This is a genomic window from Blastococcus goldschmidtiae, assembly GCF_031845325.1.
Classification (GTDB): domain Bacteria; phylum Actinomycetota; class Actinomycetes; order Mycobacteriales; family Geodermatophilaceae; genus Blastococcus; species Blastococcus goldschmidtiae.
In genome coordinates this window covers 1-12,986 of sequence record NZ_JAVREI010000002.1, presented here as the reverse complement: position 1 = coordinate 12,986, position 12,986 = coordinate 1, and the positions used below count along the sequence as shown (strand labels likewise).

The window sequence follows — 12,986 nt, the reverse complement described above, 5'->3', positions numbered from 1 at the left end:
CGGGCGGCGGTGCGGACCGGCGTGCTCGCAGGGTGCCCCGGCGCCTGGCGCACCGTGACGCTAGCCAGGCCGGTGCATTTCTTGCAACGATCCGTCGCGGAAAAGATGGACCGCAGTCGTGCCCGTGCGACGCTGCGCGGGTGAGCGAGCCGAGCAACCGCGGGCGGCCGCGGGGTCTGAGCGACCGCGTCCGCGAGGACGTCCACGCCGCCGTCCGCCGCCTGCTGGTCGCCGAGGGGTACGCCGCGATGCGCCTCGAGGACGTCGCGGCCGCTGCCGGCGTCCACAAGTCCACGCTGTACCGCCAGTGGGCCACCAAGGCGCAGCTCGTGCGGGACGTGCTCGTCGCCGGAGAGCTCGAGCACTATCCGAGGGTCGACGAGGGCAGCCTGGCCGCCGACGTCGAGGCGCTGGTCCAGGGCCTGACCCGGCTGTTCCGGAGTCCGACCACCGTCGCGTTCGTCCAGACGCGCGCCACCGCCGACGACCCGGAGCTGCGCGCCGGCCTGCACGAGCTGGCCCGGCAGGACACGGCCTTCATGCGACTGCCGTTCGAGCGGGCGATCGCGCGGGGCGAGCTGCCGCCGGACACCGACGTCGGCATGCTGGTCGAGCTGCTCCTCTCCCCCCTGCTGGCCCGGGTCGCCCTCACCGGGTCGCCGGTCGACGACGAGTTCAGCCGCCGGCTGGCGGGCACCTTCACCGCCCTCGTCGCTCCCCACGCAGCCATCGGCCCCTGAGCGGCCACAGACGACGTCGTCGCCGCGCAGTCCGACTCCGGGATCGTGCGGAGACAGCTCTCCAGGCCGGCCCGTCGTCGTCGATCGATCCCGTGTGACGAAGGATGGCGTCGACGACATCGGCCAGCGGTCTCGTCGCGTCGATGACGACGCCCGTTCCGGGGAGGTCCTCCCCGGTCCGGTGCAGCCGGAAGACGAGGTCCCGCTCGGATCGTTCCGATCCCCACTCGCCATGCGGTCGCTGCTCGAGGCGTCGGTGCACGGTGTCGAGATCGACGTCGAGGACGAAGACCTCGTCGAACAGGTCGATGAACGTCGAGAAGTTGCGGGAGCCCCCGCAGAAGAAGGTGACGGGCGTGCTCCGGTCGGCCACCCGTGCCCGCACCCGGCCCACGTCCCAGATGTGGTTCTCGTGCGATGCGCCGTCGACCGGCTCGCCGGTCTCGGGGTCCCCCTGGTACGCCAGTTCCCTGTCGCCGTTGATCGCGTGGTGGCCGCGCCGGTTCAGCTCGTGGCAGACCGACGTCTTGCCGGTGCCCGAGACGCCCTCGACCAGGTAGTTGCGCACACCCACAGCGGCAGTATCAGCCCGACCCGACCGCCTGTAGGTGCTCCTCCGACGGGGTCCGAACTCGCCACGTCCATCCGGCGGGCCTCTGCGGAGCGGGGACACGCGGGCCGACAACGGCCGCGCGGTGCGAGGCTCCCCCCATGGCGCTCACCGTGGTCTCCCTCGGCAGCTCGTTCGCAGCCGGCCCCTTCATCCCGCCGGTCGTCGACGCGGACGCGGGGCGGTCGGGTCGCAACTATCCCCACCTGGCGGCGGCGCGTCTCGGCGCCGAGCTCGTCGACCTCACCGTGTCGGGCGCCACGACCGCCACGATCCTCGACGAGCCGCAGACGACGATGAGCGGGAAGGTGTACGCCCCGCAGATCGAGGGCGTGCCGCGGAACGCCGACGTCGTGACGATCACCGCAGGCGGCAACGACCTGAACTACACGGGCTCCATGCTGTTCGCCGCTTTCCGGAGACTTGATCCCGCGCACCCGGTGAACCGGTTCCTCGCGCCGAGGTTCCCCGACGGGCTGCAGGAACCCTCGGACGAGATGGTCGCGAGGGCGGAGACCGGGCTGGTCCACATCGTCGAGGGCGTGTCCGCCCGCACCGAGAAGGCCCGCATCGTGCTCGTGGACTACCTGATGGTCCTCGGTGGAGGAACGAGCGGCGCCGCGTGGTTCGACGACGCGGAGCGCGACCTGTTCCTCCGGATGAGGACCATGCTGGAGGACGCCTACGTTGGGGCTGCCGAGCGGTCGGGCGCCGAGCTGCTCTGCATGTCGCACGTCAGCCGCGATCACGGCCTGGACTCCGCTGAACCCTGGGTCAGGGGGCTGCTGACCGATCCCGCGTCCAGCGCGGCGTCGTTCCACCCGAATGCCCTCGGCATGGCTCGGGTCGCCGAGGAGCTGGTCCGGCTGCTCGACTGACTGTGAGGCTGGTCGGGTCGCCGCCCGCTTCGTGTCCGGCGAGGGCGAGCCGTTCCTCCGGCCTCAGGACGTGCTGGTCCCCCGGCGTCGCACCCGGCGGTCGAAGCGGTCCTGGCTGCCGCCCAGCGGCCGGCCGAAGTACCGGCCCAGCACGACACCTGCGGCGAGGGCCAGCCCGATCGCCGCGGCCCCCACGAGTGCGTTCACCCCTTCCGACACGTCGGACTCCACGACGACGGCGAAGAGGCCCCGGTAGACCGCGAGCCCGGGCAGCAGCGGGACGATGCCGCAGACCGCGACGAGCAGGGGCGGGATCCGCAGCCGGTCGGTCAGCGCCTCACCGGAGAAGCCGACGACGACGGCCGCCGCCGCACTCGCCACTGCTGCGCCGGCGCCGAACGCGGCAGCCGTGGACCACGTGGTCCACGCCAGCGCACCGGCCACCGTCGCCACTCCGACGGCAACCAGGCGGGCATGCGACGCCACCGCCCAGAACCCGGCCATCCCGGCTGCGGCCGCCAACGACACGGCGAACGGCACGGTGAACGTCGACGGGTCGAGCACGCGGAGCGGGACCTGTGCCCGCCGCGCCAGGTCCAGGACCGCGGCGATGCCGACGACGATGCCGGTCGTCAACGTCAGGACCTCGAAGGCCCGGGCCGCGGCGGTGACCGGGAAGCCGCTGATCGCGTCCTCGGCAGCGCCCACGAACGAGAGGCCGGCCAGGAGCACCACGATCCCCGCGGCGACGACCAACGAGGTGCGGACCTCCACCTCCATCACGACGAGGAGGACGGCCGCCCCGGTGGCCACCGCAGCGCCGGCGACCTGCTGGAAGAACGCCGGAAGCCCACGCCGGCCGAGCGCGCGGATCATCAGCTCGATGGCGGCCGTGGTCACCGCTGCGACCAGGGCCACCAGCCAGCCACCGCCGAGCAGGAAGGCGACGCAGCCGGCCACCCCCGACCACCCGAGCGCGTGGATCGGCCGACGGTAGGGGTGCGGCGCGGACAGGACGTCGTCCAACCGGCGGTGGGCCTCCTTCAGGTCCAGCTCCTCCGCCATCACCGCTGCCGCCAGGTCGGTGATGCCCTGCAGCCGGGTGTAGTCCAGGCCACGGGGGCGCACGATGCGCATCAGCACGAGCGGGGTCGCGTCGTCCGGGGCATAGCTGATCGTCAGCGACGTGAAGGTGACGTCGACCTGGCAGTCGGTCAGTCCGTAAGCCGCTGCCACGCGGAGCACCATGGCGGTCACGTCGGCCGCCGACGCCCCGACGGCCATCATCGACTCCCCGATGCGGAGGGCCAGACCGAGCGCCGAGCGCGCGGTGGCCGCGTCGACCCGGCTGGGCTGGACGTGCAGGGCGAACGGCGCCGTCGGCGGACCGGAACCGGCGAGAGCCTTCCGCGCCCGGTCCGGCAGGCGGGTCAACCGCCAGCTGCGGTCCCGGCTGGTGGAGGACACGACGCCAGGCTACGGAGTGGTGGCGGAGGATGCGGCCGGCGACCACGGGACGGCGCCGGGGTCTCGGGCCTCGTCGACGCAGGCACTCATCTGTGCCCCTCGACGGCACGGGGCCGTGGGACGGCTCTGGGGTCGGGACAGGCAGGCCGTGCAGATCACCCGCTTCGGCGGTCCCGAGGTCCTCGACGTCGTCGACGTCCCGGAGCCGGAGGCGGGTGCGGGCCCTGCACGACGTCTCCGCCGCCGCCGTCGACTACGCCGACACCCACCACCGACTGTCGCCCACCTGACCTCACGTCCAGCGCGGCCTGGAGCGACGAGGCCCGTCTGGTCGACGCCTCTCACGTCTCCACGTCGTTCCGCTCGACCTACGGGATGTCGCCGCGAGCGTTCCGCATGGAGCACGCCGGCGACCGAGCCGGCCCCACCCACGCCGATTCCGCCTGGTTCCTTCGTCCCCGCCCCGCGCGTCCGGGCCCGCCGTGAAGCCCGGGGTGAGTCAGCCAGGGGTGGTGCGGAGGCCGGAGAACGTGATCGTGACGACGGCGTCGGAAAGGTCCTCGGCCGACAGATCACCTCCGGGGCGATACCACTCGGTGAGTGAGTTGACGGTGCCGAAGAGGAGGCGGCTGACGAGGGCGGGATCGACATCGGTGCGCACGTCGCCCTCGTGCTCGGCGGCGCGGACGAGGCCGGTGACGATGCGGTCGAACTCCCGGCGCCGCTGCAGAGCCGTCCGCTCGACCTCCGTGTTGCCGCGCAGCCGCAGCAGCAGCGTGACGAACGGCAGCTCCGCGGCCAGCACCCGGACCGACCCGCGGACGACGTACTCCAGCCGGTCGATCGCCGGCCCGGTGGAGGCTCCGGCCTCCTGGGTGACGGCGAACAGCGCGTCCAGCGCGCGGTCGAGCGCCAGCCGCAGCAGCTCCACCTTGCTCGGCACGTGGTGGTAGATCGCCGACTTGGTGATGCCGAGCCGCGCGGCCAGCTCGTCCATGCTGGTCGCCTCGTAGCCGCGCTCGTTGAACAGCGCGACGGCGCCGTCGAGCAGCGAGTCCACCGAGTGCCCCGGACGGCCCCGGCGTCCCGGTACTCGCACGGCGTCGACACTCACGCGCGGTCCCGGTCATCGGTCAGGCGCTGCAGCTTGCCCACCGAGCGCGGAAGCGTGTCCGGGTCCACCACGAGCACCTCGACGCTCGTGCCGACGCCGTCCTTGATGCCTTTCTGGACTTCGCGGGCGGCGGGGTCACGCCGCTCGGAAGAACAGTCGGGGCGAGCCTCGATGCGCACCGTCAGATGGTCCATCCGGCCGCGGGTGCTCAGCTCCATCGCGAAGTGTGGCGACAGTCCCTGGGTGCGCAGCACGATGTCCTCGATCTGGGTCGGGAAGAGGTTCACCCCCCGCAGGATGATCATGTCGTCGGTGCGGCCGGTGACCTTCTCCATCCGGCGCATCCCCGGCCGCGCCGTTCCCGGGAGCAGCCGGGTGAGGTCGCGGGTCCGGTAGCGGACAACCGGCATGGCCTCTTTGGTCAGGGACGTGAGGACCAGTTCACCCCCCTCCCCCGCCGGCCGCACCTCGCCGGTGAACGGCTCGATGACCTCCGGGTAGAAGTGGTCCTCCCAGACGTGCAGGCCGTCCTTGGTCTCCACGCACTCCTGCGCGACGCCCGGGCCCATGACCTCGGACAAGCCGTAGATGTCGATGGCCTCGATGTCGAGGCGCTCCTCCATCTCCTGGCGCATCTGCTCGGTCCACGGCTCAGCGCCGAAGATGCCGATCCGCAGCGAGCTCGACCGCGGGTCGATGCCCTGCTTCTCGAACTCGTCGATGATGGCCAGCATGTAGGACGGCGTCACCATGATCACGCGCGGTTGGAAGTCCTGGATCAGCTGGACCTGACGCGGGGTCATGCCCCCGGAGATCGGGATGACCGTGCAGCCGAGCTTCTCGGCGCCGTAGTGCGCGCCCAGTCCCCCGGTGAACAGGCCGTACCCATAGGCGTTGTGCAGCTTGTCGCCGGGACGGCCACCGGCCGCCCGGATGGACCGGGCCATGACCGTGGCCCAGGTGTCGATGTCGCGGTCGGTGTAGCCGACGACGGTGGGCCGGCCGGTAGTGCCCGACGACGCGTGCACGCGGCGCACCCGGTCCTGCGGGACGGCGAACATGCCGAAGGGGTAGTTGTCGCGCAGGTCGGCCTTGCTCGTGGTCGGGAACTTCGCGAGATCGGCCAGCTCGCGGCAGTCGTCGGGGTGCACGCCGCCGGTGTCGAAGGCGCGCCGGTAGTGCGGCACGTTGTCGTAGGCGTACCGCAGCGTCCCCTGCAGCCGCTCCAGCTGGAGGGCCCGCAGTTCGTCGAGGCCCATGCGCTCGACCGCGTCCAGTGACGCCGCGTCGGGCGGGGAGCCCACGCGCCGTCGTGCCGTCGTGCCGTCGGTCGTGGTCATCGTCGCCGTTCTGGTCGCTTGTGTGCCGGCGTTGCGTGCGTCACACTATTCCTGACCGCTTGGTCAGTAAATAGCCGAGGAGTCTCGATGTCCGCGCCTCCGCTGGACCGTGCTGCACCTCCCGACGAGTCGGCCCTGCTGCGCCAGTTCGACGCCACGATCGCCGCCGGGCACCGCATCGAGCCGCGCGACTGGATGCCCGAGGGCTACCGGAAGACGCTGATCCGGCAGATCGCGCAGCACGCGCACTCGGAGATCATCGGCATGCAGCCCGAAGGTGACTGGCTGCTGGCCGCCCCGAGCCTGCGCCGCAAGGCGATCCTGCTGGCCAAGGTGCAGGACGAGGCCGGGCACGGCATGTACCTGTATGCGGCGGCGGAGACCCTCGGCGCCGACCGGGCCGACCTCACCGACAAGCTCATCGAGGGCCGGCAGAAGTACAGCTCGATCTTCAACTATCCGACGCTCACCTACGCCGACGTCGGCGTCATCGGCTGGCTGGTCGACGGCGCCGCCATCTGCAACCAGGTGCCGCTCTGCCGCAGCTCCTACGGCCCGTACGCGCGGGCGATGATCCGCGTGTGCAAGGAGGAGTCCTTCCACCAACGACAGGGCTACGAACTCCTGCTCACGATGATGCGCGGCACGCCCGAGCAGCGGGCGATGGTGCAGGACGCCGTCGACCGGTGGTGGTGGCCGTCGCTGATGATGTTCGGCCCGCCGGACGACGACAGCCCCAACTCGGCCCGGTCGATGGCATGGGGCATCAAGCGGCACAGCAACGACGAGCTCCGGCAGCGCTATGTCGACATGTCGGTCCCGCAGGCCGAGATCCTCGGCGTGACGCTGCCCGACCCGGACCTCGCGTACGACGCCGAGACGGGGCACTACCGCTTCGGCGCCATCGACTGGGACGAGCTCAAGCGGGTGATCAGCGGTAACGGGCCGGCCAACGCCGAGCGGATCGCCCGCCGGCGGTCGGCCAGGGACGACAACGCCTGGGTCATCGAGGCGGCCACCGCCTACGCGGTGAAGCACACGGAGGTGGCGGCCCGATGAGCACCGACGTCACCGCCGAGGGTGGGCACGGCGCCGTCCCCACCGGGCCCGCGGTGCCGGTCGAAGCGAAGCCGGCACTCACCCGTCGCGACTGGCCGCTCTACGAGTGCTTCGTGCGCGGCAAGCGGGGGCTCAATCACGTGCACGTCGGCTCGCTGCACGCGCCGGACGACGAGATGGCCCTCCATGCGGCACGTGACCTCTACACCCGGCGCAACGAGGGCGTCAGCATCTGGGTGGTCAAGGCCGCGGAGATCACCGCATCCAGCCCCGACGAGAAGGACCCCATGTTCGCCCCCAGCGGCGACAAGGTCTACCGGCACCCCACCTTCTACGACATCCCCGGGGACGTCCCCCACATCTGAAGGATCTCCCCTCCCCCGACCCGCCTCGTTCCTCGGCGGGCCAGCCCCTGAGAGAAGGCCGACGGCCGAGCACTCCGTGCCCGGAAGAGAGGGTTCGCATGGCGCATGAGGAAACCGTCTACGACGCGCTGGACCACGCTCACGGCGGCGAGGGTCAGTGGGCCTTCGGCACCGGCTTCGACGAGCCGCTCGCCGGCGTGGACACCACCGTCCCGGACGGAGTGGATCCGGCAGAACTCGGCGAGTACTGCCTCATGCTCGGCGACGACGCCCTCGTGCTCGCCCAGCGGCTGACCGAGTGGGTCACCGCCTCCCCTGAACTCGAGGAGGAGGTCGCCGTCGCCAACGTCGCCCTCGATTTGTTGGGCCAGGCCCGGCTGCTGCTGGCTCGCGCCGGCTCGGTGGGAGTACTCGGCCGGTCCCGGCAGCGCGCCACCGATTCGATCCCCGACGAGGACGCGCTGGCCTACTTCCGCGCCCCCGGCGAGTTCCGCAGCACCGCCCTCGTGGCCGCCCCCAACGGCGACTTCGCGCAGACCATCGCGCGGCTGCTCGTCGCCTCCACGGTCCGGTTGGCGGTCTTCGCCCGGCTGCGCGAGTCCCGCGATCCGGTGCTCGCCGCGATCGCCGGCAAGGGCGTGCACGAGCTGGCCTATCACCGGGACCACGCCGCACGCTGGCTGCTCCGCCTGGGCGACGGCACCGAGGAGTCGCACCTGCGCGCACAAAGGGGCGTGGACGCCGTCTGGCCGCTGCTGGCCGACGTCTTCTCGCCCACCGAGGTCGAACGTCGACTGACCGCCGACCGGGTCGGCGTCGACCCGGCGACCACCCGCGAGGAGGTGCAGTCGGTGCTGACCGAAGTCCTCGGGCGAGCCACCCTCCGACTGCCCGACTGGCCGGCCGACGCTCCCCCGCGCGGCCGCCTGGGCGAGCACGGCCCAGAGCTGACCGAGCTGCTCGAGGGCCTTCAGGGCCTGGCACGCCGGCACCCGGCGGCGACCTGGTGACCGTCGTGACGCGGGTCGACGTCGACCCGTGGGAGGTGGCCGCCCGGGTCACCGACCCCGAGCTGCCGATGGTGACCCTCGCCGACCTCGGCGTGCTGCGCGGCGCCCGTCTCGAGGACGACGGCACCGTCGTCGTCGAGATCACCCCCACCTACACCGGCTGCCCGGCGATGGGCGTCATGCGGGCCGATCTGGTGCACGCGCTGCACCTGGCCGGCTTCGCCGACGTCGACGTCCGCACCGTTCTCTCCCCCGCCTGGAGCACCGACCGCATCAGTGACGAGGGCCGCCGCAAGCTCGCTGCCGGCGGCATCGCACCGCCGGGGAAAGCCCCGGCCCGCTCCGACGGCCCCGTGCCGCTGCAGCTGGGCCCGACCCGCCGGACGGCGTCCTGCCCGCTGTGCGGCTCGGCCGACACCGAGGAGCTCTCGGAGTTCGGCGCCACCGCCTGCAAGGCGCTGCGCCGCTGCCGCAGCTGCCGCGAGCCCTTCGAGCACGTCAAGGAGATCTGAGTGACGACGACCGAGGCGCCCGGAACCGCCCGCCGCCGCCCGCAGTTCCATCCCCTCACCGTGGCGAAGGTCGAGAAGCTGACCGATGACGCCGTCGCGGTCACCTTCGACGTCCCCGACGACCTGGTCGAGGACTACCGCTTCAAGCCCGGCCAGGCGCTCACCCTCCGCCGCGTCGTCGGCGATCGCGACGAGCGCCGGTCGTACTCGATCTGCGCGCCGATGGGGGCGCAGCCGCGGGTCGGCGTCCGCGAGGTCCCCGGCGGCTTCTTCTCCTCCTACCTGGTCCACCAGGTGCAGCCCGGCGACACCGTCGACGTCCTGCCCCCGTCGGGCACCTTCACCGCCGACCTCTCCGTGCCGGGGGACCACGTCTTCGTCGTCGCCGGGTCGGGCATCACGCCGGCGCTGTCGCTGGCAGGGACCGTGCTGCGGGACGGGGAGTCGACGGTCACGGTTTTCTACGGCAACCGGCGCACGAACACGGTGATGTTCGCCGACGAGCTCGCCGACCTGAAGGACCGCTACGGCCCGCGGCTGCAGCTGGTGCATGTGCTGTCCCGGGAGCCGCGCGACGCCGAGCTGATCAACGGCCGGCTCGACGGCGAGCGGCTGCGCGCGCTGGTCGGCAATCTCGTCGACACCCCGGACGTCGACCACTGGTGGCTGTGCGGGCCGCACGGGATGGTCGATGACGCCCGGGCACTGCTCGCCGAGCTCGATGTCCCGACCGAGAAGGTCCACCAGGAACTCTTCTACGTCGACGACGTCCCGCCGGAGCCTGTGCGCGGTGACGAGGAGACCGTCACGGGGCCGAGCAGCCAGGTGACCGTGGTGCTCGACGGCCGGTCCACGACCGTCGCCCTACCGCGGAACGAGTCGGTCCTCGACTCCGCCCAGAAGGTGCGCGGAGATCTGCCCTTCGCCTGCAGGGGCGGGGTGTGCGGCACCTGCCGGGCGCGGGTCACCGACGGCGAGGTGGTCATGCGGCGCAACTACGCACTCGAGGCCGAGGAGGTCGCCGCGGGCTACGTGCTGACCTGCCAGACCCTGCCGGTCACAGACGTGGTGACCATCGATTTCGACGCCTGACGGTGCCGGCGTAGTCCCCCCGGTCGCGCCTGCCCGGCATGGAAGATCAGCTGAACGCCGCCACCTCGTGCACCGGTGGAGGATCGAGGGGACGCCGGGGTGAGGCGGGGCAGCGCCGGGCCCAGCCTGAGCTGCATGCGTGCTGTGCAGATCACCGAGTTCGGTGGTCCCGAGGTCCTGACCGTCGTCGACGTCCCGAGCCGGAGGCGGGGCCGGGTCAGACCCTGCACGACGTCTCGGCCGCCGGCGTGAACTACGCCGACTCACCGGCCCACCCACTTCCCATCACCAGCCTTTCTGCTGCCTGGCGCTTGCGGTGCGCCCGGAGGGCGTCGACCGAGCGGGCGTCCAATGCCACCGTGCGGTCGCTGTCCTCCGTCTTGGTCTCGCCCAGGTACACCTGGGGGGCGACGACCGTGAGCGCGCGCGCCGGCTGTGCAGCTCACGCGCGAAGCCGTCACACACCACGCCAGCGGACTTCACCTGGGGCGGCGACTGCTCCCGCTACTGCTGGCCCGGGCCGGCAAGGCAATCGACGGGACCTGTTTCCCTGTCGGAGCAGGGTGTCCGGCGGGACATTGGGCGTCACGGGGATCCCAGCCACCACAAGAGGAGTCCGTCGTGACCGTGGACGAGGCGAAGCTGAACGACCTGCTCGGGCGGTTCGTCGTCGACGTGGGAGGGAGCTTCCAGGCCATCGGCGCCATACTCGGAGACCGGCTCGGGCTCTACCGGGCCTTGCTGGCCGTCATGCCCGCCACACCTGCCGACGTCGCCGAAGAAGCCGGTGTCCATGAGCGGTACATGAAGGAGTGGCTGGCCGCACAGGCGGCGGGCGGGTATGTCACTTATGACCCGGAGAGCGAGCGGTTCTCTCTCACCGAGGAGCAGGCGTTCGTGCTCGCCGACCCCAGCGGCATGCAGGCAGCCGCCGCGTTTCTCATCCCCCTGGCGGCCGCCTCCAACCTCGATCGGATCACCGAGGCGATCCACAGCGGCGAAGGCTTCCCCTGGCATGCGCACGATGCGCGGTTGTTCGAGGGGACCGAGCGGTTCTTCCGGCCGGGCTACGTAGCCAATCTCGCCTCCTCGTGGATCCCGGCACTGGACGGCGTGGAGGACAAGCTGCGCGCGGGCGCCCGGGTCGCCGATGTCGGCTGCGGCCACGGCTCCTCGACGATCCTGCTGGCCTCGTCCTACCCCGCGTCTGAGATCGTCGGCTTCGACTACCACGCGCCCTCGGTCGAACAGGCCCGCAAGCGCGCCGTCGACGCCGGGCTCGCCGACCGGGCCTCATTCGAGGTAGCGAGCGCCGCTGACTTCCCGGGCGAGGGCTACGACCTGGTGGCCATCTTCGACGCGCTCCACGACATGCCCGACCCCCTCGCGGCGGCACGGCACGTCCGCGAGACCCTTGCCGACGGCGGCACCTTCCTACTGGTTGAGCCGTACGCCAACGACCGGCTCGAGGACAACCTCAACCCGGTCGGCCGGCTCTACTACGGGGCGTCGACGGTGATCTGCGTAGCGCACTCGATGATGGAGGAGCCACGAACGGCGCTCGGCGCCCAGGCCGTGGAAGCACGGCTCGCTGAGCTGCTCAACGAGGCAGGGTTCCGTCACGTCAGGCGGGCCACCGAGACGCCCTTCAACCTGGTGCTCGAGGCCCGCCCCTGACCGCTGCTACCTGCTGTCCCGGGCGGGACCAGCGGGCGGGGTCGACCGCCCGGTCAACATGAAGCGTTCCGCTTCAGTTCCTACAGCTCGGGATCGAGTGGCCATGACCACGATCGATGTCAACGGGACGACGCTGTACTACGAGCGCCGCGGTAAGGGACCGTCAGTCCTGTTCATCGCAGGTGCCACCGGCGACGCCGGACACTTCGGAGGGGTCGCGGAGGCCCTGGCGGACGAGTTCACGGCGGTGACGTTCGACCGACGGGGAAACTCGCGAAGTAGGGGCTCCCCGAACCAGAGCGGGGGGTCCGTCGACGAACAAGCGGACGACGTGGCGGCATTGCTGACGGCGCTCGGGCTGGCACCGGCGGTGGTCTACGGGAGCAGTTCAGGGGCCATCTACCTGACCAGCCGGGCACTGCGTCGGCCTGACGTGCTCCGAGGGGCGATCTTCCATGAGCCCCCGTACGTCGCAGTCACCTCGCAGCCCGAGGCCGTGGGTGCTGGTCTGGAGGCGGCCATCGGCGAGGGCATGGCACGCGGTGGAAGTCCGGTCGCGGTCGAGAGCTTTCTGCGCTGGGCCTGCGGGGATGAGGCGTTCGGGACCCTCAAGTCGCTCGACGCCGAGCTGGTGACCCGATGCGTCGAAAACGGTGAGGCGGTCTTCGGGTCAGAGCTTCCGGAGTTGGCGACCTATCTCCCTGACTCAGCGGAGCTAGGGGCGATGCGGGTTCCGAGCGTCGTCACAACGGGAGCAGAGCACACTGACCGGGCAAGCGACGGCTACTGGTACTACGAGGCCGCCACGTGGTTGGCCACCCAGCTCGGAACGCCACTCGTGGAGACGCCCGGCGGGCATGTCCCGCAGGCGACCCACCCGGAGGCATTGCTGGCTTGGCTGCGTCCCGTTCTGCACAAGCTGAGCAACAGCGGAACGGCGTCCTCGTGATTGGCCACGGCCGCGGCGCCAAGCCGCTCAGCCCACGCCAGCTAGTTGTGATGCCCAGCCAGGTTGTTCAACCTGGTGATGGGTGGCAGCTTCCCGACCGCTGAGTGGGGCCGATGGTGGTTGTACTGGTGGACCCATGCTGGCAGGGCCGCGAGCCGCGCTGACTCGGAGTT

Annotated in this window: 14 protein-coding genes; 9 read left to right on the top strand and 5 right to left on the bottom strand. The window is 71.4% G+C overall.

The features are described 5' to 3' along the window. The first annotated feature begins 140 nt into the window (after nucleotides 1–140). Complete coding sequence (locus tag RM425_RS04820) at nucleotides 141–740, top strand: TetR/AcrR family transcriptional regulator (protein ID WP_311344046.1); 600 nt, start codon at nucleotides 141–143, stop codon at nucleotides 738–740. On the opposite strand, the gene RM425_RS04815 is transcribed toward RM425_RS04820, so the two are convergent. Continuing rightward, the gene (locus tag RM425_RS04815; protein WP_311344045.1) at nucleotides 700–1,314 is read right to left on the bottom strand and encodes a nucleoside/nucleotide kinase family protein; all 615 of its coding nucleotides are present in this window, start codon (nucleotides 1,312–1,314) and stop codon (nucleotides 700–702) included. The two genes, RM425_RS04820 and RM425_RS04815, sit on opposite strands and share 41 nt — an antisense overlap. A 137-nt stretch (nucleotides 1,315–1,451) precedes the next feature. Here RM425_RS04815 and RM425_RS04810 point away from each other — a divergent pair, with 137 nt between their 5' ends. Continuing rightward, nucleotides 1,452–2,228, top strand: a complete 777-nt coding sequence (locus RM425_RS04810) for an SGNH/GDSL hydrolase family protein (RefSeq protein ID WP_311344044.1) — start codon at nucleotides 1,452–1,454, stop codon at nucleotides 2,226–2,228. A 63-nt stretch (nucleotides 2,229–2,291) separates the two neighbouring features. Here RM425_RS04810 and RM425_RS04805 read toward each other — a convergent pair whose 3' ends face one another. The 3 genes from RM425_RS04805 to paaK form a co-directional block, all read right to left on the bottom strand. After that, the gene (locus RM425_RS04805) at nucleotides 2,292–3,695 is read right to left on the bottom strand and encodes a threonine/serine exporter family protein (protein ID WP_311344043.1); all 1,404 of its coding nucleotides are present in this window, start codon (nucleotides 3,693–3,695) and stop codon (nucleotides 2,292–2,294) included. 499 nt (nucleotides 3,696–4,194) lie between these two features. Beyond that, nucleotides 4,195–4,809, bottom strand: a complete 615-nt coding sequence (locus RM425_RS04800; protein ID WP_311344042.1) for a TetR/AcrR family transcriptional regulator — start codon at nucleotides 4,807–4,809, stop codon at nucleotides 4,195–4,197. Further along, complete coding sequence (paaK, locus tag RM425_RS04795) at nucleotides 4,806–6,149, bottom strand: phenylacetate--CoA ligase PaaK (protein ID WP_311344041.1); 1,344 nt, start codon at nucleotides 6,147–6,149, stop codon at nucleotides 4,806–4,808. Before paaK ends, RM425_RS04800 begins: the two co-directional genes overlap by 4 nt. Before the next feature lie 87 nt (nucleotides 6,150–6,236). Here paaK and paaA point away from each other — a divergent pair, with 87 nt between their 5' ends. The 7 genes from paaA to RM425_RS04760 all read left to right on the top strand — a co-directional run bounded on the left by paaA (nucleotide 6,237) and on the right by RM425_RS04760 (nucleotide 12,813). Beyond that, nucleotides 6,237–7,208, top strand: coding sequence for a 1,2-phenylacetyl-CoA epoxidase subunit PaaA (paaA, locus tag RM425_RS04790; protein WP_311344040.1), 972 nt, complete (start codon nucleotides 6,237–6,239; stop codon nucleotides 7,206–7,208). After that, complete coding sequence (gene paaB, locus RM425_RS04785; protein ID WP_449495076.1) at nucleotides 7,205–7,573, top strand: 1,2-phenylacetyl-CoA epoxidase subunit PaaB; 369 nt, start codon at nucleotides 7,205–7,207, stop codon at nucleotides 7,571–7,573. The genes paaA and paaB overlap by 4 nt, the downstream gene beginning before the upstream one ends. Before the next feature lie 98 nt (nucleotides 7,574–7,671). Next, on the top strand, nucleotides 7,672–8,583 hold the full coding sequence (gene paaC / locus RM425_RS04780; RefSeq protein ID WP_311344039.1) for a 1,2-phenylacetyl-CoA epoxidase subunit PaaC: 912 nt from the start codon (nucleotides 7,672–7,674) through the stop codon (nucleotides 8,581–8,583). Then, nucleotides 8,580–9,095 (top strand): 1,2-phenylacetyl-CoA epoxidase subunit PaaD, encoded by a 516-nt coding sequence (gene paaD, locus RM425_RS04775; RefSeq protein ID WP_311344038.1) that lies wholly within the window; start codon nucleotides 8,580–8,582, stop codon nucleotides 9,093–9,095. The genes paaC and paaD overlap by 4 nt, the downstream gene beginning before the upstream one ends. Further along, on the top strand, nucleotides 9,096–10,187 hold the full coding sequence (gene paaE / locus RM425_RS04770; protein ID WP_311344037.1) for a 1,2-phenylacetyl-CoA epoxidase subunit PaaE: 1,092 nt from the start codon (nucleotides 9,096–9,098) through the stop codon (nucleotides 10,185–10,187). It abuts the gene before it with no gap. 621 nt (nucleotides 10,188–10,808) lie between these two features. Then, entirely contained in the window at nucleotides 10,809–11,864 is a 1,056-nt protein-coding gene (locus tag RM425_RS04765) for a class I SAM-dependent methyltransferase (RefSeq protein ID WP_311344036.1), read from the top strand. Nucleotides 11,865–11,967: 103 nt separating this feature from the next. After that, the gene (locus tag RM425_RS04760; protein WP_311344035.1) at nucleotides 11,968–12,813 is read left to right on the top strand and encodes an alpha/beta fold hydrolase; all 846 of its coding nucleotides are present in this window, start codon (nucleotides 11,968–11,970) and stop codon (nucleotides 12,811–12,813) included. A 41-nt stretch (nucleotides 12,814–12,854) separates the two neighbouring features. Here the strand turns inward: RM425_RS04760 and RM425_RS04755 are convergent. Continuing rightward, the coding region (locus tag RM425_RS04755) for an integrase core domain-containing protein (RefSeq protein ID WP_311344435.1) at nucleotides 12,855–12,986 on the bottom strand (132 nt) is incomplete at its 5' end.